The sequence below is a fragment of the Novosphingobium naphthalenivorans NBRC 102051 genome, from assembly GCF_001590985.1.
Lineage (GTDB): Bacteria > Pseudomonadota > Alphaproteobacteria > Sphingomonadales > Sphingomonadaceae > Novosphingobium > Novosphingobium naphthalenivorans.
The window spans coordinates 72,175-95,878 of the sequence record NZ_BCTX01000003.1; the positions used below are offsets into that span (position 1 = coordinate 72,175).

18 protein-coding genes are annotated in these 23,704 nt (G+C 64.9%); 4 read left to right on the plus strand and 14 right to left on the minus strand.

All coding sequences use genetic code 11. From position 1 onward, the window contains the following. Positions 1-26: 26 nt before the first annotated feature. From NN5_RS01955 to NN5_RS01985, 7 genes are all read right to left on the minus strand, one after another. On the minus strand, positions 27-1,310 hold the full coding sequence (locus tag NN5_RS01955) for a glycosyltransferase family 4 protein (RefSeq protein WP_245656142.1): 1,284 nt from the start codon (positions 1,308-1,310) through the stop codon (positions 27-29). A gap of 10 nt (positions 1,311-1,320) precedes the next feature. Next, positions 1,321-1,869: a polysaccharide biosynthesis/export family protein gene (locus NN5_RS01960; protein ID WP_245656143.1), complete on the minus strand. Its 549-nt coding sequence runs from the start codon at positions 1,867-1,869 to the stop codon at positions 1,321-1,323. Between the two features lie 34 nt (positions 1,870-1,903). Next, the gene (locus tag NN5_RS01965; protein WP_067732369.1) at positions 1,904-3,037 is read right to left on the minus strand and encodes a glycosyltransferase; all 1,134 of its coding nucleotides are present in this window, start codon (positions 3,035-3,037) and stop codon (positions 1,904-1,906) included. After that, positions 3,034-5,265, minus strand: coding sequence for a GumC family protein (locus NN5_RS01970; RefSeq protein ID WP_217998555.1), 2,232 nt, complete (start codon positions 5,263-5,265; stop codon positions 3,034-3,036). Before NN5_RS01970 ends, NN5_RS01965 begins: the two co-directional genes overlap by 4 nt. A 22-nt stretch (positions 5,266-5,287) precedes the next feature. Continuing rightward, positions 5,288-6,568, minus strand: coding sequence for an outer membrane beta-barrel protein (locus NN5_RS01975; protein WP_067732370.1), 1,281 nt, complete (start codon positions 6,566-6,568; stop codon positions 5,288-5,290). 320 nt (positions 6,569-6,888) lie between these two features. Further along, positions 6,889-8,250, minus strand: a complete 1,362-nt coding sequence (locus NN5_RS01980; RefSeq protein WP_157080962.1) for an HlyD family type I secretion periplasmic adaptor subunit — start codon at positions 8,248-8,250, stop codon at positions 6,889-6,891. Then, positions 8,247-10,082 (minus strand): type I secretion system permease/ATPase, encoded by a 1,836-nt coding sequence (locus tag NN5_RS01985; RefSeq protein ID WP_084384675.1) that lies wholly within the window; start codon positions 10,080-10,082, stop codon positions 8,247-8,249. Before NN5_RS01985 ends, NN5_RS01980 begins: the two co-directional genes overlap by 4 nt. 180 nt (positions 10,083-10,262) lie before the next feature. Here NN5_RS01985 and NN5_RS01990 point away from each other — a divergent pair, with 180 nt between their 5' ends. After that, complete coding sequence (locus tag NN5_RS01990; RefSeq protein WP_245656145.1) at positions 10,263-11,759, plus strand: TolC family outer membrane protein; 1,497 nt, start codon at positions 10,263-10,265, stop codon at positions 11,757-11,759. A gap of 330 nt (positions 11,760-12,089) precedes the next feature. Beyond that, positions 12,090-12,221: a hypothetical protein gene (locus NN5_RS27130; protein WP_281190391.1), complete on the plus strand. Its 132-nt coding sequence runs from the start codon at positions 12,090-12,092 to the stop codon at positions 12,219-12,221. 47 nt (positions 12,222-12,268) lie between these two features. Here NN5_RS27130 and NN5_RS01995 read toward each other — a convergent pair whose 3' ends face one another. Further along, positions 12,269-13,300, minus strand: a complete 1,032-nt coding sequence (locus NN5_RS01995) for an LLM class flavin-dependent oxidoreductase (protein ID WP_067732371.1) — start codon at positions 13,298-13,300, stop codon at positions 12,269-12,271. Positions 13,301-13,357: 57 nt separating this feature from the next. Further along, on the minus strand, positions 13,358-14,341 hold the full coding sequence (locus tag NN5_RS02000; RefSeq protein ID WP_067732372.1) for a hypothetical protein: 984 nt from the start codon (positions 14,339-14,341) through the stop codon (positions 13,358-13,360). 94 nt (positions 14,342-14,435) lie between these two features. On the opposite strand from NN5_RS02000, the gene NN5_RS02005 reads away from it, so the two are divergent. Continuing rightward, entirely contained in the window at positions 14,436-14,648 is a 213-nt protein-coding gene (locus NN5_RS02005) for a hypothetical protein (RefSeq protein ID WP_067732373.1), read from the plus strand. Here NN5_RS02005 and NN5_RS02010 read toward each other — a convergent pair. After that, positions 14,627-16,231: a phytoene desaturase family protein gene (locus NN5_RS02010; protein ID WP_067732374.1), complete on the minus strand. Its 1,605-nt coding sequence runs from the start codon at positions 16,229-16,231 to the stop codon at positions 14,627-14,629. The two genes, NN5_RS02005 and NN5_RS02010, sit on opposite strands and share 22 nt — an antisense overlap. Next, positions 16,228-17,394 (minus strand): aromatic ring-hydroxylating oxygenase subunit alpha, encoded by a 1,167-nt coding sequence (locus tag NN5_RS02015; protein ID WP_245656147.1) that lies wholly within the window; start codon positions 17,392-17,394, stop codon positions 16,228-16,230. The genes NN5_RS02010 and NN5_RS02015 overlap by 4 nt, the downstream gene beginning before the upstream one ends. Before the next feature lie 36 nt (positions 17,395-17,430). On the opposite strand from NN5_RS02015, the gene NN5_RS02020 reads away from it, so the two are divergent. Then, on the plus strand, positions 17,431-18,027 hold the full coding sequence (locus tag NN5_RS02020; protein ID WP_067732376.1) for a TetR family transcriptional regulator C-terminal domain-containing protein: 597 nt from the start codon (positions 17,431-17,433) through the stop codon (positions 18,025-18,027). A gap of 131 nt (positions 18,028-18,158) precedes the next feature. On the opposite strand, the gene NN5_RS02025 is transcribed toward NN5_RS02020, so the two are convergent. The 3 genes from NN5_RS02025 to NN5_RS02035 form a co-directional block, all read right to left on the minus strand. Continuing rightward, complete coding sequence (locus NN5_RS02025; RefSeq protein ID WP_157080964.1) at positions 18,159-19,430, minus strand: APC family permease; 1,272 nt, start codon at positions 19,428-19,430, stop codon at positions 18,159-18,161. A gap of 52 nt (positions 19,431-19,482) precedes the next feature. After that, positions 19,483-21,873, minus strand: coding sequence for a TonB-dependent receptor (locus NN5_RS02030; protein ID WP_084384676.1), 2,391 nt, complete (start codon positions 21,871-21,873; stop codon positions 19,483-19,485). A 136-nt stretch (positions 21,874-22,009) separates the two neighbouring features. Then, positions 22,010-23,614, minus strand: coding sequence for a tetratricopeptide repeat-containing sulfotransferase family protein (locus tag NN5_RS02035; protein WP_373280317.1), 1,605 nt, complete (start codon positions 23,612-23,614; stop codon positions 22,010-22,012). Positions 23,615-23,704: the final 90 nt, after the last annotated feature.

A 23,704-nucleotide genomic window follows, 5' to 3' on the forward strand; every position in this document is an offset into this window, starting at 1 on the left:
TCTCTGCGTCATATCCCCTCCCCGCATCATGTTCCCTCCCTGCGCCGGGCCATCCGCAGCGGCGCCCGGGGTGCGACAACGGCGCGGTAGTGCCCAACGATCTCATCGGCCCAGGTTTCCTCGCTGTTGCACAGCGTGTGGTACGAAGCGCGTCCGGCCCGCGACATCGCCGCAACGCGCGCATCGTCCGCGTGCAGTTCCGCCATTGCTGCGGCAAAGGCGGCGATATCGGACGTCTCGACGGAGAGCCCGAAACCGGCCTGCGCGATCTCCCCGGCCACCAGCGCGCGATCACTCGCGATAACCGGGACGCCCGAGCCGATCGCCTCCAGCGCGACCAGCCCGAAAGGCTCGGCCCAGCGGCTGGGCATGACCGCCAGCCGCGCCTGTGCCAGCGCCCGCGCCACGCCGCCCCGGTCCTGCCTCCCAAGGAAAGTGGCATGGGGGTTCAGCGCGCGGATGCGCGCCACCTCGCTTCCGTCGCCCACGAAAGTCACCGGCAATCCGGCCAGAGCGGCCGCCCGCGCCGCAAGATCGGCCCCCTTCTCCACCGAGATTCGGCCGATGAACACCACGCCCCGGTTGTTCTCGGCCTGCACCCGCTGCGTGCAAGGCGGGGAAACGGGATTGCGGACGGCAAAGAGCTTTTCCGGCGGCCATTGCCCTATCGCGAAAGGCCCGGCCTGCCCCGGATGGATCAGCAGCATCCTCTCGGCAGGAGCTACCCCGCCACCAAGGCCGCGCCGCAGACCCTCACGCCCGGAACGCCACAGCTTTTGGGCATAAGAGGCCTTGTCGCAGGAACTGCGCAAGCAGGCGCGGGACAGTGGTTCCAGCCCGCATTCGCGCTCGGCCCCGTAGTGAAAGAAAGCGCCATTGGGGCAAGTATTGAAATAGTCGTGCCCGTGCAGGATCAGCCGTTCGCGCACCGGCCGCAAGGCTGCGAACAAGGAAGGGGTCAGGATCTTGGACCAGCCGTGCAAGTGATAGACAGTGCCCGGCGTATCGTTCCGCCGGATCCAGTCCCGCACCGCCAGAAACCCGCGCGGATTGCACAATCCCAGAGTCAGCGCACCAAAGGCCGAGCGCTCCAGCAGCGGTTTCCCGTGAAGCGGGATGAACTCGACGTCATCGCGCTGGAAATTGGCGCCATCGTCCCCGGCAAAGAACGTCACCGGAATCCCGCACGCGCGCAACTGGCCGATCAGCACCTGCACCAGATAGGAAGCGCCGCCCAGAGCCTCGCTGAAATCGTGGAACAGCACCACGCGTTCAGGCCGGTCCGCACGCAGGAGAGGATCGTGCCGCACTGCCCGCGCCTCAGATATACCGCGGCCCGATCCGGACCGTATCGCCCGGCAGCACCGATGCGCCGCTCGTCAGTTCGTAAGCCGCCTCCGAGGCTTCCCCGGCGTGCCGTATCCAGACCACATGCGCGTTCGCGCGGTAGGTGAAACCGCCGGCCTTGGCGACCAGCGCATAGACCGACATCCCGCCGGCAAAGGCATATTCCCCCGGCTTCTCCACTTCGCCCAGGATGTAGATCGGGCGGTAGCTGACCACGTCCAGGTTGATCCGGGCATTGCGGACATAGTCCCGCCGCAGTACCGCCGTCAGGTCACTGCGCAACTGGGCCAGCGTCTTTCCGGCCGCCCGGACGTCGCCCATTTCGGGTACGCCGATCATGCCCTGATCGTTGATCGTATATTCGCCCGAGAACCCCGCTTCCCGGAAGACGTCGAGCCGAAGCTTGTCGCCCGGAGCAAGGCGGTATTCGACGAGATCGACACTCGGCAAAGGGCGCGTCGCTGTGCTCGCGCAGCCCATCAGCATCGCGCATCCTGCCAAGATCATCGTGCGAAACAGCATGTTACCCCCTGTTTTAGAGACCGGGTTCATCGAATCACGCCACCTGCCGCATCTGGCCGTGGCGGCAGGATTCCAGCGCCGCCAGAAATCCGGCGGCGAAGGCATCGCGGGAAAACCGTGCGGCGTTCGCGATCGCATCCTCGGCCCGGAACCGGGGCAGCCACGCCTCGAAACGGGTCATGGCCTCGGCCAGCGAGTCCGCGGTCTGCTCGCCGAAGAACAGGCCCGTCTTCCCATCCACAATGGAATCGGTGACGCCGCCCCGCCCATAGGCAATCACCGGACGCCCGCTGGCATTGGCCTCCACCGGAACGATCCCGAAATCCTCCTCAGGCGTGAAAACCAGCGCCTTGCAACTGGCATAGGCCTCTTTCAGCTCGGCGAAACTCAGGCGTTTGCGAACCTCCACGTTGGGACCGGCCTGGGCGCTGATCGATTTGAACATCTCGCCGTCCCCCACCATCAGCGCGGGCACGCCCAGCCGGTTGAAAGCCTCCAGCGCCACGTCGGCGCGCTTGTAGGGCGTCATCTGGCTGACCCAGAGATAACGGCCGCCGACTTGCGCGGACGGCTTGAATTCCTCCACCGCCACGGGGGGATGAACCACTGTCGCTTCCCGGCCCCAGACCTTGCGGATGCGGCGGGCGATGAAGCTGCTGTTGGCAATGATCCCGTCCACCCGGCTGGCCGAACTGACATCCCACTGGCGCAAGCGGTGGAACATCGGCGGCATGGCCATCCGGCTGAAGGTTCCGGCCGAAGCCTTGTAGTCCGGATAGTGGTCCCACAAGTACCGCATGGGCGAGTGGCAATAGCAAAGGTGCAAGGCATCCGGCCGGGTGATGACGCCCTTGGCGGGACCGGATTCGCTGCTGATCACAAGGTCGTAGGCACGCAGGTCCAGTTCCTCCAGCGCCATCGGCATCAGCGGCAGGTATTTCTGGTAGTGCTTGCGGGCGCCGGGCAGCCGGCCAATGAACGTCTCGCGCACATGGGCGGCCCGGATCTTTTCGGACATCTTGGCGGGATCGTAAACGTGAGTGAACACGTCCGCGTCCGGAAACAGGTCCAGCAGCCCTTCCAGAACCCGCTCGCCGCCGCGCATGGAGACCAGCCAGTAATGCACGAGCGCCACTTTGACGGGGCGGAACGGAGACCTGCGCGTCATGCGTAATACCCCTCGTATTTCTTGTAGAAGCTTGCGGCATCATTGCCGCCGAAACGCACCTGCTTGCGCATGTCGACCTGATTGAGCACCACGCCGAAAGACTGCACCGTGCGCAGCGGCAACTGACGCAGCGCCGCCTTGACCACCCGGTCGGATGTCTTGCGCCAGTGGACGACGAGAACCGCGCTATCGGCCAGCGAGACGATCTCGCGCGATTCCGCGATGGGCAGGATCGGCGGGCAATCGAGGAGGATCACGTCGAAGTCTTCGCGCAGGCGCGCGATCACGCGATGCAGCCCGCCGCGCTCGGTCAGCCGCCTGCCCTTGGGAAAGGGCCGGGTGATGGGGACCACCCGCAAGGGAGAATCCGGCTCCTCGTACTGGGCCACCAGCCCCGCCTCCGCCTGCACGGCCTCGTGCAAGCCGGGTTCGCCGCCAGCGAGGCCGAACTGCTTGCTGAGCTGCGCGCGGATGACGTCGCAGTCGATCACCACGACGCGTTCGCCCGCCATCGCCAGCGCCCGGCCCATGCAGGCCGTGATCGTGGTCTTGCCCTCGCCCGGCACGGCCGAAGTGATGGCCACCACCTTGCCGCTGCCCGGCGCCGCGTGGCGGATGGAAACGATGACATTGCGCAGCGCTTCGGCAAAGGCGCCATCGGGATGATCGCGCACCGTATCGAGCGGCGATGCCGCATGGGGCTCGACCGTGCGGTAGGCCGGCACGGATCCCAGCCCGCGAATGCCCAGCCGGCTCTCGACATCCTCCAGCGTGGTCAATCCGTGGTAGGACAGCTCGGAAACGATCGCCAGGAACGCGCCGAGCAGGACGCCAACCGCGCCCCCCAGGGCAAGGTTGAGCGGCAGGTTGGGCGATACCGGCAGAACCGGCGCATCGGCAGGGGAGATCAGCCGCGCCGCCGGCTGCTCAGCGCCGCTGCCCGCAACCACCTCGTTGTAGCGTTCGAGATAGGACTGATAGAGCGTCTGCGCCGCATCCGCGCGCTTCTCCAGATCGGCAAGCGCGACCAGTGCGGCGTTGTCCGTGCCCAGCTGCGCGCGCGTGCCGCCGCGGCTGGCCAGCAGCGAGGAGAGACGCTGCGCGGAGGACTGCGCGCGGGTGTCCAGAGCCTGGATCGAACGGTTCACTTCACCCGCGATCTGCCGGTCGAGATCAGCGATCTGCCGGCGCACGGTGACGAGATCGGGGTTGTTGTCGAAGTAGCGCTGGGACAAGTCCCCTTCCCGCGTGACCAGCTGGGCACGCTGCCCGCGCAAGGCGGAAATGACCGGCGATGCCGCCGCCTCACCCACGCTATCCGCCCCGCCAGACCGCAGCTGCCCCCGCGCGCTGGCAAGTGCCGCCGTATCCCGCGCGGCTTCGGCGCGGGCAGCAGCGATCTGCTGGTTGTAAGTGGAAATTTCCTGTTCGGTCAGGCTCGTCGCCGCGGAACTGAGCAGGCCCGTGCGCACCCGGTAGGACTGAACCGCAGCAAAGGCCTTGTTGGCAGCCTGCCGCAGTTCATCGACGCGGATATGCAGCACTTTGGCCGCCGTGGCATGGGAACGGGCGCGTTCGCGCGCATCGTCGGTCGTGAACAGCCCCGCATAAGTATGGGCGACCAAGGCCGCGCGTTCGGGATCGGCATCGCCAAAGGCCATGCGCAAGTTGAACGAATTGCCGACACGCGCCACGCTCAGGCGGTCGGTCAGATAGGTGATCGCCTTTTCGCGGAGGGCCGATTCCCCATCATCGGACGGTGCGGCACCGGTTCTGCTGCGAATGCCCACCGCAGACAGGATGTTATCCAGCGCATTGCGCGGCTCCATCACATCGGCGCGGAACGCCGCGTCCCGGAGCAGCCCCGTCCTGTCCAGCACTTGCCCCGCCATCTCGCGCGAATGGATCAGCTGGATCTGCGTCTCGACATCTTCGTCCCGGGGAATGCCGGCCTCGGCGGGATCGGCCGCATCCGGCACCACTTCGACGGGCCGCGCGATCATCACCACATCGGCGCTGGAACGGTAGATCCGGGGCAGCGCCGCCGTCCAGACCAGCGCCAGGACAAGACAATTGACCAGTGTCAGCAGCAGCACTTCCCGGCGGCGGCGCAGCATCGCCAGCAGGAAGCGCACCGTAATCGGGTCCTCGGAGGCGTGATGCCCCCCGCCTTGCGGCAGGACCTGCGGCACGCCGGCGCGCGGCTCATAGAGGGCGGGAAGGTTCACGACCATGGCTCCCGGCGCCGCCTCATACCGTCACCGTCATGCCGAACCCGGCGCTGAAGCCAGTGAAGGCATTCACCAGCGGCGGCCCGCTGACATCCTGCCGCACGAAAGCCGCATAAGCTCCGAACGAGAGCGAGCGGTTCACGCTATACTGCGCCTGCACCCGCGCCGCCTTGCGCCAGGTGCGAGTGCCCGCCTCGCCGAAATCACCCCGCTCCAGAGCCGCCATGGCGGACAGGCGCACATTGCGCAGCGGATCGTAATAGGCGCTCAGCACGAAAGCGTCTGTCAGGATGGCACCGACCTTCCGGTCGCCGCTGTTGCGGAAGGTCCGGCTCGCCTGCGCGCGCAGCGTGACGAGCGGCGTCACGTACCATTGCAGATCGGCCCGGAACGTCACGCCCTGGAAATCGCGGTAGGCCGGCAAAGCATAGTCGCGCCACTGATAGCCCACGCGCACTTCTCCGGAGAGCAGCGGCGTCAACGCCCCGCGGAAGCCCGCCACAACCACATAGCTGCGCGCATCGCGGCGCTCGTCCGCCGGTGCGGAGGTCGAAACCAGATCTTCATAGGAAGCGCTGCCGAAAACCGACACGAGCCCGGAGAGGTCATAGTCCAGACGCGCCTCGCCGCGCAGCTTGCGCGTATTGCGGAACGACTGGTCCGCCTTGCCGCCATCCGTAAGCGAGACCGGATCATAATCGAGCCGTTCGTATTGCACGGTGGGGGCAAGACGGAACGCGCCGAACGCCAGCCCCGCGCCCAGCTGCGCTTCAAGCCGGTTATAGCTGACCGGCTCGGCGGCGTCGGGAACCGACCCCGCGCTGCTGCGCGGCTCGATCAGATGGGAAAACCCGCCCGAAGCCCGGATCGCATTCCGCGCTCCGAAATCGAGCCTGCCATTGGCCGAGACCGCGAATTCCTCGCTGTTCTCGGTCCGGTAGCGCGCAAAACGCCGCATTGTCCCGGCGGCGGACACGGCAAAGGCGTGACGCGGAAGATTGGCGCGCAATTGCAGCGAGGGCATCACCATGGCGAACGCGTCCCCCCTGCCGTCCGGACGATTGAAGACATTGCCGTCATACCCGCCAACCAGCGAGACACTCGGCTGCGCGAACATCGGGCCGACGAGGACGGGGCGCGGCCGCAGCGCCGGTTCGATGCGCGCTCCGGCGACATCATCGCGGTCCAGCGCCGGGTCGATGACAATGGACGTACCGGCGCCTATCGCCTGGGCTCCGGCAAGCGTGGGCGCCATGGCGGCTCCCGACGACAAGGCCAGCTTGGCGAGGCCTCGCTTCATCGGCTTCACCGCGCCTCATACCCTGGCTCGTTGAGCGGAATGCATGTCCCGTTCTTTCGTCATTGCAAGCCCGCAGGGTGAAACAATCCAGGGTGGTTTGCGCCCGCTCTGGATGGCCGCGCCGGCTTCGCCGCCTCGCCATGACGAAGCAAAGGGACGAGAGTCATCATCAGCACGGTTTGACATCAATGTCGCTCTCCAAACATGCCCGAAGACAACCTCGTAAATTGCGCGCCCGAAAACCTTTCGAACGTCGAGAATTACTTCTGAAAATCACCAATTATTTGAATAATCCCCCGATACGCCCGAGTGTATTACAGTTACTCTCGCATGGCGCGCTTGAATTGATCCGAAAGCGGGCGAATTATGTATTGAAGCATTGTCCTTTGCTGGGTCTGGATGAAAGCTTCGACCGGCATCCCCACAGACAACCGCGCTTTTCCCAGCTTGCGGAACTCAACATCCGGAATGGAGACAGTGACGGAATAATAAGAGCGGCTGGTCCCGTGATCGACCGTGCGGTCTGCCCCGACTTGCGTGACCGTCCCTGCCAGCTCGGGCGTGGTGCGCATATCGAGCGCGGTGAAACGCACGTGCGCGGGCTGCCCGATGGCCACGCTGTCAATATCGGTCGGCTGCACTTGCGAGCGGACCACCAGCCGGTCCCGCGCCGGTACGATCTCCATGAGTGCCTCACCGGCGGGCACCACGCTGCCGACCGTGCGGACCTGCAACTTGTCGACAATGCCGTCCAGAGGCGCGCGGATCGCGGTCCGGTCGTTCTGGTCGCTGGCGGCGGCATCCTGCTTGCGCAAGTCCGATATCGCGGCCTGCACTTGCGCCAGTTCCAACGCCGCCTCGCTGCGGGCCGTGCTGGTGACAGAGGCCATCTGCACCTGCAGTTCGCCGATCCGCGCGCGCGCCTGCACCATGCCGGACTGCGCGGCCGCCTTCTGCGCCTGCACGCCGACCGCGGACCGTTCCAGCGCATTGAGACGATCGAGCGTGGTAAGACGCCCTTCGTAGAGCTGGCGGGTCTGCACGAGTTCCTCATTCACCAGCTTCTCCTGCCGGGCATAGGCATCGGCCTGACTGGCATAAGTCGCGATATCCGCGCGGCTCTGGGCGATCCGGGCCTGAAGCTGGCGCACCTGATCCGCCCGCGCCTGCTGGCCGAGCACAAGACTGCGGCGCTCGTCGTTCATGGCGGCCTTGACCGCAGGGTCCTGCGCCTTGGCCGTCAGTTCCGCGGGAAACGCGACGTCCGCCGCGCCGCTCTGGAGCGCCCGGAGCCGCGCCGCCCTGGCCAAAAGCTGGTCGAGCCCCAGTCCGGTATATTCGGCCTCCGCGCCCGAGACCCGGCTGTCCAGCCGGATCAGCACCTGCCCCCGCTTCACCACATCGCCATCGCGCACCAGAATATCCGAAGCGACGCCGCCGAACGGATGAGAGATTTCCTTGACGTGCGTTTCCACCGTCACTTCACCCGGCGCGATCACCGCCCCCGCCATGGGCAGAAACGCGATGAGGCCGCCCACCCCGAACACCAGCAGCCCCACGGCGCCCAGTCCGAACCGGATCAGCCCGGACAATTCCTTCTCCGGGACACCCGGCAATTCCCCGGCGATGACGGGCAGCGGATAGACGGGCGCCCCAGCCGCGAGTTGCACGGACTGGTTCACCGCCCGGCCTCCACGGGCACGCCCGCATCCTCTCTTGCCGGTTCGGAAGCGGAGCGAACCGCACGCGGCGCCTCGCCGCCGAATTTGGGGGTGGGCAGCTTCATCCTCGCCTCGAAATCCTCGCGCGTCTCGAAGCGCTCGACCCGGCCATTGTTCATCACCATGATATGGCTGACATGGGCAACGACACTGGGCCGGTGCGCGATCACCAGCACGATCCCGCCGCGTTCGCGCACATGCCGGATCGCCATGCCCAGCGCCGCTTCGCCTTCGTGATCGAGATTGCTGTTGGGCTCGTCGAGCACGATCAGGAAGGGATTGCCGTAGAGCGCGCGGGCCAGCGCAATGCGCTGCCGCTGCCCGGCGGAAAGCCCGCCCCCTTGCGGCCCGATCCGATAGTCGTACCCGCCCTCCAGCCGCACGATCAGGTCATGGCAGTCGGCCGCCTTCGCCGCCTCCAGCACCGCCTCGCGGTCGGCATCGGGGCGGAAACGCGCGATGTTCTGCGCGATCGTGCCTTCGAACAGCTCGATCGACTGCGGCACGTAGCCGACGATGCGGGCGATCTGGTCGGGCGACCATTGGTCCATCGTCGCCCCGTCGAGCCGCACCGCGCCGCGCAGGACCGGCCAGATACCGCAGACCGCGCGCGCCAGCGTGGTCTTGCCCGAGCCGCTTCGCCCGACCACCGCCAGCGCCTGCCCCGCCGCCAATTTGAAGCTGACATCGGCCAGCGTGACCGCGCGAGTGCCCGGCGGCGCGGCGGTCATGCCCGAAACCACCAATGCGGATTTCGGCTCTTCCAGCCCCATCGGCTCGATCCGGCGGGGCACGGCCTCCAGCAGGCCCCGCAGCCGGTCCATCGCCTGCCGGCTCGACACCATGCCTTTCCAGTTGGCGATCACTTGCTCGACCGGCGCCAGCGCGCGGGTCGAGAGGATCGAACTGGCAATGATGATGCCACCGGTCGCGCTGCCGTCGATCACCAGATAGGCGCCCAGCGCCAGTGTCGAGGATTGCAGCAAGGTGCGAAACGCCTTGGTCGAGCCCGACATCGTGCTGGAAATGAAGGAAAAGCGGTCATTGGCGCGCAGATAGGCCGCCTCGATCCGGTGCCACTGCTCGCGCCGCGCACCCGCCATGCCCATGGCGCGGAGCGTTTCGGCATTGCGCAGCGTGGCATCGGCCAGAGTGGCGCGCTCAGCCCCCGTGCGCATCGTTTCGAGCGCGAGCGGCGCCGTCATCCGGTTGTTGAGCAGCATCAGCGAGACCAGCACGAAAACGCCCAACAGCGCCAGCAGCCCCAGGGCCCAGTGGAATATGCTCAGGATCAGCAGATAGACCGCAATCCACGGCAGATCGAGAATGGCGAGCGGCCCCGGCCCAGACAGATAGCCACGCACGGTATCGGCATCGCGCACGATCTGCGTGCCGTTGGGCATCGCGCCCCGGTTCAGTTCGTAACGGGAAATCACGTCCAGCACCCGGTCGCTGATCGCGCGCATGAACAGCGAGCCGACATGGACCATGATCCGCCCCCGCGTCACGTCGAGCAGGGCCTGAAACGCATAGGCCAGCGCCACCAGCACCAGCAGGCTGACCAGCGAGGGAACGGAGCGGCTGGGCAGCACGTCGTCATAGGTCAGCAGCATGAAGAACGAACCTGCGAGCAGAAGCACGTTGTAAACGCTGCTGATGGCGATCACCGGCAGCAGAACACGCCGGATCGGAGCTATCGCCGCTTTCAGTTCGGCGGAGAGGCTGACCGAGAAGATCACAGGCAAGGCCACCGCAGCGCCGAGCCTGCCTTGCGGCAGCCCCGTGCCACGCATCCCGTATCGCCTGTCATCAGCCGCCAGCCCGCGCGTATTCGCATAATTATGTCCTGTCCGGAACAATCTCGCGCTGCAGCAAAACAGACGAACCCATAAACAACTAGCGCGAATAGATCAGTTTTGGCGCTTCCGTCCGGACGGATCTTCAGTTCTTCATCAAACAATAGGGGAAAGTTCTTGGTAACTTATACCTATAGATTCGCCTGCCTGACCGCCGCATGGGCACTCGCGGCGAGCCCCTCGCACGCCGACACGCTCGAACAGGCGCTGACGGCGGCTTACGAGAACAATCCATCGCTGCAGGGCAATCGCGACCTCGCCAGCGCCACCGACGAAGGCGTGGTGCAGGCGCGGGCCGCCTACGGGCCGACGCTCAGCGCCAGTGCCCAGCATACCTATACGGCCACTCGAATTCGCGGGACCGCCTACCCTTCCGAATACGACGGCTTTGCAACCTCGGTGGACGTCACGCTGTCCCAGCCGCTGTTCACGTCCGGCCTGCTGGCGGCACGAGTGGACGCAGCGGAAGCCGCCAGCATGATCGAGCGGGAAAACTTGCGCTCCAGCAGCCAGCAGCTGATCCTCGACGTAGTCAACGCCTATGTCTCGCTGCAGCGCGATATTCAGCTCTATGGCGTGGCGCTGGAGATCTACCAGTTGCTGCGGCAACAGCGCGACGTGATCGCCGAGCGTTACCGCCTGCACGATTCCACCGCGCCCGACGTCGATCAGACCAACAACCGGCTGGAACTGGCCGCCGGCCGCGTCATCATCGCGCGCTCCACGGTCGAGGCCAGCGCGGCGCGCTACCGCAATCTGGTGGGTGCCTATCCCGAGGCGCTGGCCCCGTTGCCGGCCCTGCCGGACCTCCCGACGCTGGAAACGCTCTATGTGGAGGCGGAAAGCCACAATCCGGCGCTTGGCGCCGCCAGATTCACCGAAGCCCGCTCGCGCGCGGCCGTCGGCGCGGCGCGGGCGCAAATGCGCCCGCAAGTCCATGCCTTCGCTTCGGCCTTGCGCAGTCCCGTCACGGCCTATCAGAACACCTTGCGCGAGGAATCGCTGGAGGCCGGGATCAGCCTGACAATGCCGCTCTATACCGGCGGCCAGCTTTCCTCCGCCCTGCGCGAAGCGGCCGACCGCAACCTGGCCGACCGGCAATTCATCGAGCAGGCGCGCCGCGACATGCGCGAGACGCTGGCCACCGACTGGAGCCTGCTGCAGGCCTCCAGAGAAGCCATGCCGCGCTACGATGCGGCCGTGCAGGCCGCGGAACGCGCGGTGGAAGGCGTGAAGAAGCAGGAAACCTCCGGCATCCGCACTCTGCGCGAGGTTCTCGACGTCACCAACGACCTGCTGAACGCGCGCACCGCCGCAGCCCAGACCCGCGCCGAGATCTACCTGCGGCGTGTGGCCGTGCTGCGCGACGCGGGCCTGCTGACGATCGGAATGTTCGCGCAGATCCGGCCCTACGATCCCGCCAGCCGCAAGGCCGGCATCGCCTATCTCGCGGGACTGCCGCTGCGGCCCATTCTGGAACCGGCAGACCGCGCCTTTCTTTCAGAGCATGTCCGGCCCGAACCGGTGCAGCAGGAAAGCTCTGCGGTTTACGGCTGGACTCGCTCCACCGGAAACCCACTGCAACCGCCCGCCGGGCCGCCCGCTGACCAGTAGCAGAGGTATCCGACAGAGCCTCGCATCCGGAAACGCGGTCAGAATTGCTCCGGATCGGAGGAAATACCGGCCAAACTTCCTCAGAAAGCCAACACGCATTGCCGCACCAATACTGGAGTCCTTCACGGGGCGCGTCGCCCACCCGGCACTGAAAGCAAAAACACCTTCCGAATTCGATGCAAAACAGACTGAATCCGATTTGAAGCGCACCGTTCTCGAACCTATGATACGGTCGGTTCTATCTCCACCTGACTTCCAACGGTGGAACACGAGCCCAACATAAAGCGCATGAATATCAAAAACGAACGCAAAAAGACTTCGAGAGGTCGCATGAACAGGCTCACACACCGGACACCGGCCGTGCCGTCTTTCCATCTGGGAGACCGCATCTCTCCTGTCGGCTGGGGCATTGCCATCGCCATGGGGCTGGCACTTTGGGCGCTGCTGTTCTCGCTGGTGTGAAGCAGCCTGTCCCTGCGCCACGCGCGCCCCTCACCTGCGAGGGATGATTAGGAAGCCCGCACCGGGCTGGCAAAGGCCGGCATGACGCGCTCGGCGAAGAGCCGCATCGAGGCCAGTATCCGCTCTTGCGGAAGGTTGCCGAACCAGAAACTGCAATTGAAAGTATCGGCGCCCAGCCCTTCCTCGATGCGGCGGATCTGGTGGATGCAATGGTCGGGCGAACCGATCACCACTTTGTCCGCCAGTATCGTTTCCAGGCCGGGCTCGTTCGCAAACGGCTGCGGCAGTGCGATCCCCTTGACGATCTGGCCGAGGTCATGGCGCATACTCACGCTGACGCGGCCATTCCACTGCACTTCCTCGACCGCCTCCACCGCCTCGCTCTCGCTATGCGTGACAAAGACCGGGCGCTGCGTGCCGATCCGGACGCGGTGCGGAAGATTCAGCGCATCGATCTGCGCGCGGACATTGGTGAGCCGGGAAATCGGTTCCAGAACCCCGGTAAAGAGGTTGAAACCGCGCCGTGCCGCAGCCGCCACGGCATCGGCATGGGTGGAATTCACCACATACCAGATCGGCGGCGGCTGTTGCACCGGATGCGGATAAAGCAGGGTTTCAGGCACATGCCGCGTCTGGCCATCGAACCGGAACGGCTCTCCGCACAGAGCCCTGACCGTCAGGTCGACCATTTCGTCGAAGGCGGCCGGGTCTTCTTCCTTGCGGCTGGCCAGACGGTCGAACTGGTACTGCTGGTAGCCCTTGCCCAGCCCCAGTTCCAGCCGGCCATGGCTCAGCACATCGACAGTCGCGGCCTGTTCAGCCACCAGCAGTGGATCGTGCAGCGGCAGAGGGACAATCGCAGTGCCGAGCCGGATGCGCCGGGTGCGGGCGGCCAGATGGGACAGCAGCACGAAAGGCTGCGAACTGTGGCTGTAATTGGTGAAATGATGTTCGGCGAGCCAGACAGCCTCGAAGCCAAGCTGCTCGGCCAAGTCCACGATTTCCAGCGCACGCGCATAGACCTCCGAAGAAGGCTGCGCCGTCGGTGACTGCATCAGGAGGAAAATGCCGAATTTCATGATCCCATCCCTGGATTAATAGCGGCGATCACCGGGATTGCCGCGAGACGCACACGTTCAGGGCGCGCAATATTGTGCCGTGGAATACGTGCCGATGAACCGGGTCATCGTCCCCTTCGGCACGACGTATTCGCTCTCGCCGACGCGGACATATTGCATCAGCTTGCTCATCGTCTCGGGCTGCGGAGCCCAGTCAAACGTATAGCCGAGCGAGGTCCAGGGATATTCGGCGGGCATCGCGGTTCCGTAGGAATCGTAATACTGCTGATAGAAGAACGGCTGATTGGCCTGCGGCGCGCCAGCGGCGCAGGACGTGGTGTTCGTTGCGGGGATGGCGCAGGGCCGGAAAATCATGCCGCCGCTGTTGGATGCGGCCGCATCGATCTCCAGAACCGCGAAATAGGCCTTCGCCGACACCGGCGGCAGGCCGAGACGCTCTTCGAGCCGCAGGTTCAGCGCCGCCGGGTCGTCGCTGACCGTACTCACGTAATTCTTGCAGAATTCCTGGAGATACGGCTCCAGCGTCACCCAGGTATCCCCGCCTACGGCATAGTTGAAACCGCTCGACGGCGAGGAGGGATAGCGGCCGACCTGATCCGCGCGGATCCATGTCGCCACGCGATACGTGCCGGTTTGCGGCAGCGGATCGAGCGTATCGACCGCTTCCCACGGCTCGGCGAGCGCCATGTCGTGCACGGCATTGAGATACCGATTGTACCGGCGGCGCATCCGTTCGGCTTCCCCGATCTGCGGGATGCACACCTTGCTGCCGGGCGTGAGCTGGTTCGGATCGCCAATGAACGCGAAACTGCCCTGCCCCGAACGGGCATTGGTCGCCAGCATGATCGCGTAGCGGAAACTGCCATCACCGAACCAGATATCGGACAGATCGGTGAGGCTTGTCTTGCTGTCGATCACGGGTTCTGCCGCGCAGCCGGATGCCTGCACCTGCCCCCGCGCCGCCGCCGGAGATACCGCAAAGACGGCAAGACAGCCGATCACCGATGCCGAAAGTCCCGCAAACCTGCGATAGCCCTGCATGGCGCGCTCCTTTTTACATACCTCTCAGCACCCCAGCATGTAATCCCATTCGCAAGATATCGTAGTGAAAAATTAGAAATGTATATTCATTTATATGAAATTTATTTGTGAAATATATATTTATATAAATAAACTAACGGAATATTTCAAAAACAACTGCAATCCATACCACCTCAAATTCATATTGCCGGAAGTGCACAGCCGCGCCCCGGCGCTGGCCGGTGCGATCAAGGCGTTTGTATTGGAGATGCCCCAGCTTGCCTGCGGCGTGCCGGACGGCCTGCCTCAGGCGTGGAAGCGGCGATAGCGCCCCTTGTCAGCCAGCACTTCATGCGCGCAGTTGTGCCCCGGCGCGCCGGTCACACCGCCGCCCGGATGGGTGCCCGCGCCGCACATGTAGAGCCCCTTGACCGGCCCGCGATAGGCGCCGTGGCCCAGCACGGGGCGCGCCGACCAGAGCTGGTCGAGCGTCATGTTGCCGTGCATGATGTCGCCGCCGATCAGGCCGAACTTACGCTCCAGCCCCTTGGGGCTCAGCACCTGACGGCCCAGGATCGAGGCGCGGAAGCCCGGCGCATGAGCCTCGACCGTATCGATGATCGTATCGGCGGCCTTGTCCTCTTCATCGTCCCAGTCGCGCCCGTCGGGCAGCTCGGGCGCGAACTGCTGGCAGAACAGGCTGGCGACGTGCTGCCCTTCGGGGGCTAGACTGTCGTCGATGGTCGAGGGGATCAGCATCTCCACGATCGGCGCCTTCGACCAGCCATGGATTTTCGCATCGAGGAAGGCGCGGTCCATGTAGTCGAGCGTCGGGGCAATGATGATGCCCGACTGGTGATGCTCGCCCGGCTCCGGCAGGCAAGTGAAGCGCGGCAGTTCGGACAGCGCGACGTTCATGCGGAAGGTGCCGCTGCCCGCCTTGAAGCTCTTCATCCGGCGCGCGAAATCGGCGGGCATGTCGGCACTGTCGACCATCTTGCCATAGAGCAGCTTCGGCCCGACATTAGCAATCACGCGCGGCGCCGCGATCTCCTCTCCGCTTTCGAGGCGGACACCCGCCACTTTGCCGCCATCGACCAGCACTCTGTCGACCGGGCATTCGAGGCTGATCTCGACGCCCAGATCGCGGCAGACTTTGGCCATGATCCGGGTGATGTTGCCCATGCCGCCGACCGAATGGCCCCAGGCGCCCTTCTTGCCGTTCACTTCGCCGAAGACGTGATGCAGCAGGACATAGGCGCTGCCCGGCGTGTCCGGGCTGGCATAGTTGCCCACCACCGCGTCGAACCCGAACGCCGCCTTCACCGCCTCGCTTTCAAACCAGCCGTCAAGCAGCGCGCGTGCGGACTTGGTGAACAAGTCCAGCACGTCGCGCTGCGCCTCGATCGGAAGGCCTGCCAGTTTGCGACCCTGAAGGGCTCCGGCGATCAAGGTGCGAATGCCGTCACCGACATTCGGGGGGGATTTGAGAGCAAGGTGGCGCAGCACTTCAGCCACGCCTTCGAGAGCATCGTAATAAGCCGGCAGCACTTCGGCATCGTGCGCGGAAAAGCGGCGGAATTCCGCCTGCGTGCGCTCCAGCCCACCGCCGAGCTTGAGATAGCCGCCGTCTTCCTGCGGCAGGAAGTTGGAGATCGGGCGCTCGATCACACGATAGCCGTGATCGGCCAGACGCATGTCGGCAATGACCTTGGGCTGCAGCAGACTGACCGTGTAGCTGGCCACCGAATTGCGGAAACCGGGATGGAATTCCTCGGTCACCGCCGCCCCGCCGACGACGTCGCGCCGCTCGACGATCCGGACTTTCAGCCCCGCGCGGGCGAGGTAGAAGGCACAGACGAGGCCGTTGTGGCCCGCGCCGATGATGATCGCGTCGTACTTGGTGGTCATGCGTGGCTCCAGCCGGGCGCGGGCCGGGTCTCGCGGCGGGCCTCGGGAATGATCTCGCGGATGCGCTTGCAGAAGTGGCGCAGACACACTTCCTTGTCCGACAGCGGCCCCACCGTGAAGCTGCGCGAGGCCATGCCCGCCTGCACGCGCGTGATCAGCGCGGTATCCTCGGCATTGACCTGCCGGTTGATACGCCAGTTGAGATAGCGCGCAGCGCGCATCTCGCGCCGGTCATCGTCCAGGACATAGCTGATTTCGCGGATCAGGCTGGTGGTCGGGCTGACCGGCAGCCACTGCATGAAATCGACCTGATCGGGATAGATGTCGAAAGCGACATTGGGCCAGAGCTTGAAATAGAACCAGTGGCGCTGCTTGTCGGCCGGCAGGTGCGGCACTGGCGGCAGCAGGTTCTGGTAGAGCCGCTCGGACCAGTTCGCAGACGGCTGATCGACCAGATCGCCCCACATGCGATCAGCATGGCGCTCCGCCTCGACGCCGTAGCCCTTGCCGAACAGCCGGGTGAGGCCGGGATGAGCGACCGGGATGTGGAGGCCGTCGGAATAGTTGTCGCCGATGTTCTTCCAGTTGACCGTGCGCGGGCGCATCGTCACGCGGCCGAGCGCTTTCAGCTCCTCGAACCGGTAGGGCGCGACCATCGCTTCGTAAGGCGCCATCATCTGCGCCACCGAAGGGCCGCCGTCATCGACGAGACGCACGAAGATGAAACCGCGCCAGATCTCGATATCGACTTTGGCCAGCCCATGGCCGGCACGGTCGAAATCGGGGTAGCTGGCACTGTCGGGCACACCGGAAAGGCGGCCGTCCAACTCATAGGTCCATGCATGGTAGGGGCACACGAGCTTCTTCGCGCAGCCATGCGAACCATCGACAATGCGCGATCCGCGGTGGCGGCAGACATTGGTGAAGGCCCGCACCTCGCCATCGGTGCCGCGCGCCACGATCACGCTTTCGCCGATGTAGTCGAGCGTGTGCCAGTCGCCCGGCTCGGGAATGTCGCTGACATGGCAAACGACCTGCCAGCTCGGCGCGAACACGCGGTCCTTCTCCACCTCGAAGAACTCGGGATCGGAATAGATCCAGGCCGGCAGACTCCAGCCTTCCAGCGGGTCGTTTCCAGCGATCTGTACGGCCTGCGTTGCCAATGCGCGCTCCTTGTTGTACGATCGTATAACAAGCTTATGACCGGGCATCAATCCTTCCGTCGCGCCGATCCCGACGAGCGCCGCCAGAGCCTGATCGAGGCGACCGCGCGGTGCCTTGCCGAAAACGGCGTGGGCGGCACCTCGGTGCGCTCGATCTGCACGCTGGCAGGCGTCTCCCCCGGCCTGCTGCGGCACTATTTCGCCGGTGTGGGCGATGCGATCGCCCAGGCCTACCGCTGGACCGGCAACCGCGTGGCGGCCGCGCTCTCCGATGCCGTGGCGCAGGCGGGCCAGGACCCGCGCGCCCGGCTGCTCGCCTATCTCAATGCCAGCTTCCGCTCCCCGATCGCCGATCCCGAACTGCTGAGCACCTGGCTGGCGTTCTGGAGCATGACGCCCGCCGATCCATCGATCGGCGCCCTCCACACGGAAATCTACGGCGAGTTCCGCGGCGGCATCGAAGATCTCATCCGTGCATTCCGCCCGGACCTGACCGATACCCGCCTGCCCGCGGTCGCGCTGACCGCGCTGATCGACGGCCTGTGGCTGGAACTGAGCCTGGGCAAGGCGCCCTTCACTTCGGAAGAAGCCGAAGCTCTCGCGGAAAAGTGGCTGGACTGCCTGATCGGCTAAAGCCAGCAGCTTTGATTATAGTCTTCGTCATTGCGAGCGCAGCGAAGCAATCCAGGGCAGTTTACGCTCGCTCTGGATTGCCGCGGCCCTGCGGGCCTCGCAATGACGATGCAAAGTAAAGCGATCGCGCTTTAGAAACTGCCCTGAACCGGCTTGCGGTATTTCAGCCAGAGCCAGATCGGCAGCCCCAGCGCCATCAGCACGAAGCTGAGGCCGCTGGCGGTGAGCCCCGCCCCCCACAGCGTCCAGAGCGAATAGAGCACGCCGATCAGGGCAGGAATGCGCGCCACGCCCAGCCGCAGCGCCGCCAGCGCGCAGGCGAGATAGAGCCACAGCGCGGCCGAGGTCGACAGCAGCAACAGGTATTCGAACAGCGCCTGCATCGCGCGGCTGGCGCTCATTGCGGCGAAGAGGCTGGCAATCACGGTCGAGATCACCAGCGCCCGCCGCGCGGTGCCGCGCCGGTCGACGGCCGCGAACCATTCCGGCAGCATCCGCCGCGCCGCCATGTCGCGCACCATCTCCGCTTCCAGCAAAGTCCAGCCGTTCACGGCGCCCACGCAGCTGATGACAGCAAAGATGGCAATGAGACCGGCGATCTGCGGGCTCCAGAAACGCCCCACGAACGTGGCGAAAGGTGCGGGCGACTGCGCCACTACCTCGGGCGGCAGCAGCAGGCCGATCGCAGAACAGACCAGCAGGTAGAGCACGCCGGTGAGCCCCGTACCCCACAGCGTCGCGCGCGCGATGTTCACTTCCGGCCGCTCAACCTGCCCGGCCGCAACGCTCGCCGATTCAAAGCCGAGGAGCGCCCACAAAGTCAGGCTGGCAGCGCCGTTGACGCCGTGAAACGTGACTTGCCCCGGAACGAAAGGCGGCGGTGCCACTTGCCCTGTCGACAGCACGATCACGGCCAGCACGGCCACGACGAGCAATGGCAGCACTTTCAGCGCGACCGTCACGATCTGAAAGCTGCCTGCCGCCCGCACGCCGCGCAGATTGACGAGTGCCAGAAGCCAGAGCAGCACGATCGCCGCAAGCGCCGGGATGTTCCCGAGCACCGGCACCATGCTCGAAAGATAGCTGATCGCGGCCACGGCAATAGTCACCACCGCCGTCCAGATCGAGACCAGATAGATCCAGCTGATGAAGAACCCGGCTGAATAACCGAAGGCAGCGGACACGAAACCCGCCGGCCCGCCCGCTTCCGGCAAGGCGCGAGTCAGACGCGTCAGGACATAGGCCAGCACCAGGGCCCCTGCCGTCGTCGCGATCCAGCCGATCACGGCGGTCCAGCCATAAGGCGCCAGACTGGCCGGAAGCAGGAAAACGCCCGAGCCGATCATGTTGCCCATGACCAGCGCAGTTGCGGCAACGAGGCCGAGGCGTCCCCCTGTGGTCACCCCGGCCCCGGCGCACTCCGCCCTTTTCAGCGGTTCAAATGGGGTCTGCGGTTCAGAAATCGGCGCCGACCTTCAAGCCGATCACTCTCGGCTTGATCACGTAGTCATAGAAAACGCCGCCCGTGCTGCTGATGTTATACGGATCGCCGCAGGTGGTTTCCAGGCACTGCACCCCTCTGTCGATCACGCCGTTGCTGTCGAACAGGTTGGTTGCATAGAGCTCGACCCGGTACTTGTCGTTCTTCACGCCAATGCTGACATCGGCCGTGGTATAGGCACCGAACTCACCCTTGAGCGAATTTTCGAAAAGGCGAAGATCGCTGCGCCGCTTGCCGATGTAATTGACCGCGAACTGGACGTGCCCTTCCCACGAGGCGACGGGGAATTCGTAGCGGGCAACAGCATTGCCCTTGAACTTCGCCGTGGTTGGCAGGCGTGTTCCCTTGGGAGCCAGGAGTGCGTTTTCGGTGCCATCGGTGCCAGCCAGACTGCAATCGAAGCTGGAATTGGCGATGAGGCAGAAATCCTTGCGGATCGTCGCATCGTTGTAGCTGCCGCCCGCGCTCAGCGTGAGGCCGTTCTTGTGATAGCCGAGATCGAATTCGATGCCGCGAATGCGCGCGACACCGGCGTTGCGAATCTCGGTCAGGCCGTTTTCGCCCAGGAACGAGAGCTGGATATTGTTCCAGTCCTCCTGATAAACCGCGCCATTGAAGCGCAGCGGCCCCCACTGGGTCTTCCAGCCCAGTTCGTAGTTGTCGAGCTTGTCCGGCCCATAAGGCGCCAGCGTGCCGCGCCGGTTGATACCGCCCGGACGGAAGCCGCGCGACCATGTCGCATAGATCATCGCATCGGGCGTGATCTTGTAGGTGAGGTTGAGCTTGGGGATGACGCCGGTGTCCGATGTCACCTTGTCGAGATTGGTACAGGGCGTGCCGCTGACGATGGCGTCGGCGAAGCAGGCCGCCACGCCGGTCCGGCTGGAATAGCCATCGCTGTATCCGAAGAAGCCAACCAGCGAGTTCTTGTACTTGTAGGCCCTCAGGCCCCCGGTCGCCGTCAGCTTGTCGGTCAGATCGAAGCTCACTTCGCCGAACAGGGCATAGTCGCGGTCGATGCGCTTCTGCTTGGTCAGCCAGATGTCGCTGGCCGTGCCCGGCACGGTGATGGAATCGGCGATGTTATCGACGATGTAGTTCTGCTCGATCAAGTGCGACTGGCGCTGGTAGAACATGCCCGCGATCAGGCGCAGGCGGCTGTCCTGCGGCGAACTGATGCGCAGTTCGCCGAACTGGCGGTGATAGACGTCCTTGCCCTGAATGTACTGGTTGGGGCTGACCAGATCGCCATTGTTGTCATAGAAATAGGCGCCGGAGCCGTAGAGGGCATCGTAGAAATAGGAATAGTCCGAATAGTCGGCGTCCGTGTAGTCCTTGCGGTTGAGGATGCCGCCGGTCGCCACCAGATCCCAGTTGCCCAGCTTGCCCTCGACCGTCAGAGCGGCCTGATACCACTGGTCCTTGCTCCACTCCGGATTGTATTGAACGGTTTGAAGCTTGCCGGTGACCGCGCTCGAACGCTCCTGCGCGAAGCTGCCATGGGTCTTCTGGATCTGCCCCATCAGGGTCGGCTTGAGCGTCCAGTTCTCGTCCAGCTCGATGCCGAGCGCCATGCGGCCGCCGTAGGTATCGACATCGTTGTAGTTCTTCTTGACGTAGTCCGCGTTGTTCTGGGTGATCCCCGAGGTCGGATACGTGCGGCTGCCGTAGATATTGTCGATATAGCCGCCGTCATGCCGATACCATGCCACGACGCGCAGCGCCGCATGGTCCGACAGGCGGAAGTTCACGAAGCCTTCGGCCACCCCGCCCATGGCGCCATGCGCCACGCTGTTGAGTTCCACGTCCTCCCCGCCGTAAGTGCCGGAGTAGTCCGGCTGGTTGGTGACGATCTTGACCGTGCCCGCCATCGAGCTGGCGCCGTAGAGCGTGCCCTGCGGCCCGGCCAGCGCCTCGACGCGGGCCAGATCGTAGGCGTGGATGTCGAGCGCGCCCTGGATCGTGGTGATCGGCATTTCGTCAAGATAAGTGCCCACGGTCGGGAGCGGGCCCGAGTGGTTGGCATTCTCGCCCGACGCGACACCGCGGAAATAGATCTGGCTGAAACCCGGCTGGGTGGTCTGGATCGTGACCGAAGGCAGGAACTTGACCGTATCCTGCATGTCCTTGACCTGCAGGGACTCCAGCTTCTCGTTGCCCAGCGCGGTAATCGCGATCGGCACGCTTTGCATGTTCTCGGTACGCTTCTGGGCCGTAACGTAGATGACGTCGCCCTCATCGGCGCCGGCCGGAGCGTTCTGCGCAAGCGCTGGTTGCGCCGCGGCAAGAACAGTTGAACCCAGCAGCACGGCAACCATGCTGCGACGACGAACCGGAAGCGACATACCCATCAGCAACCCCCTGGACATTGCCCGATCGGGAAGGCGCCACAAATTCGCGGCCTTGACAACAGCTTTAGGAAGACGTGGGAATCGAGCGGTGTAACCTATGACATTTCTGCCACATTAGCGGATCCGGCTGTCAGCGCTCCGCGTAAGTATCCACCAGATCGCCGAGCGCGGCCTTGAGCGGACCAAGCCAGGTTTCATAAGGCCGCCACTGCCCCACCCCGTCACGATTGATCGGCCGCCGCACCTGCTCGCTCGATGCCGTGCGCACCGCGCGCGTATTGGTGTGGAACTGCAGGCACGCCTCTTCGAACGGCAGGCCCAGATAATCGAGAAGCCGGCGTACTTCGCCTTCGGGATCGTCGAGAAGCTGTTCGTGGATCACCCGGTGAACCCGGCCCGGCAGGACCTGGTCGTAATGCGCCATCGCCCGCACATAGTCCGCATAGTAGCGCCCTATGTGGGACAGGTCGTAGGCAAAGGCCTGCCCTTTGGCGAAGTGCTGCCGGAAATTGGAAAAGCAGCAGTCGAGCGGGTGGCGCCGCGCATCAATGATTTTCGCATTCGGCAGGATCAGCGCGATGAAGCCCAGGTAGCCCCAGTTGTTGGGCAGCTTGTCGATATAGAACGGCTTGTCCGTCTTGCGCTGGATGCGCGTGCGTTCGAGGAATTCGGCGCCCAGTTCCGCCAGCCTGCCGGGCTCCATCGCCGCCAACGCATCGGGCCAGTCCTGCCGCTTGCCGCCTGCCTCGCGCGCCTCTCGCATGGCCAGCTGCGGAATGTCCGGAAGTTCCATGGTCCCTTCGATCTGCGAATGGCTCGAAAGGATCTGTTCGATCAGCGTGGAGCCCGCGCGCGGCAGGCCGAGGATGAAGACCGGATCGGGCGAAGGATCGCCCTGCCCCATGCGTTCGGCGACGAACGCCGGCGTCAGCGTCTCGATCACATGGTCGACCTGCGCGGCGATGACATCGGGATCGTGCTTCAGCTCCTCGCTGCGCAGGCGATTGCCTTCGGCGTAGTGGGTGAAGGACTTGCCGGGCTCCGCCCGGTCCTCGAAAGCCTTGCCCAAGGCAAAATGGAGATGCAGCCGGTCCTCGTTCGAGAGTCCCGTTCCGCTTTCCAGCACCGCTTCCATAGCGGCCACGTCCGCATCGGCGAACTGCACGGTCTTGAGGTTCGCCAGACTCCACCAGACCTCGCCCAGCCCCGGTTCGATCTCCAGCGCGCGGCGATAGGCGGCGATGGCCTCGGCCTGATCGCCCACGGTCTTGAGGATGTGGCCCAGGCTCATCCACAGCTTGGCATGATCGGGGAACGTGCGGGTCAGCTCGGTATAGATGCGCAAGGCCTCGTCATAGCCGCCGATCCGCCCCAAGGCGGCGGCCTTGAGATTGAGCTTGCCGGCATCGACCTCACCCGCCGCCAGCACCTTGTCGAGTTCCCCGACCGCCTCGGCAAAGCGGTGCTGCTTGTAGAGCACAGTCGCCAGATTGGCGCGGGCCGCGGCGAAGGCAGGGGCCAGTTCCAGCGCGCGGCGCAGCAGCGCCTCGGAATCGCGATAGCGGCCGATGCGCGCGGCCAGTTCCGCCATCAGCCGGATGGCCGCGACATCGAACGGGTCCTGCTTCAACCGCTGGCGCAGCAGGGTTTCCGCCGTGGGCAGATCGTTGTCGATCATCGCCCGGGCAATGGCGATCATCACCGGATCGTGGACCGAAGCCCGGATCGCCGCCATCTCCGACACTTCGGCTTCCCCGTCGCGGCCAAGCGCGCGCAAGGCCCGGCCCAGCATACGGTGCTTGGCCGCATTGGCAGGGTCGCGCGC